This is a genomic window from Mesorhizobium sp. M7A.F.Ca.MR.148.00.0.0 (assembly GCF_003997735.1).
Classification (GTDB): Bacteria; Pseudomonadota; Alphaproteobacteria; order Rhizobiales; family Rhizobiaceae; genus Mesorhizobium.
In genome coordinates, this window is record NZ_RZTB01000652.1 from 1 (window position 1) to 245 (window position 245).

The 245-nt window shown below is 60.8% G+C and carries 1 pseudogene; it reads right to left on the reverse strand.

The features are described 5' to 3' along the window. Nucleotides 1–245: pseudogene (locus EOB49_RS38530) on the reverse strand (GTP-binding protein); the annotation flags it as partial.

A 245-nucleotide genomic window follows, 5' to 3' on the forward strand; every position in this document is an offset into this window, starting at 1 on the left:
CATGCGCATGATGGTGGTGCCCGTCATGATCATGGTGGTGATCGTGGCCGTCATGGTCGTGGTCATGATGATCGTGATCGTCATGCGCTTCGAGGAAGTGTGGATCGTTTTCCAGTGCCCGGGACAGATCGAAAGCGCCGCGGTCGAGTACTTCGGTCAGGTCGACGCCGGCGCGGGTGGTACGATGGACCTTTGCCGCCGGATTGATGGCGCGGATCGTCGCCTCGACCTTGGCGAGCTCTTCT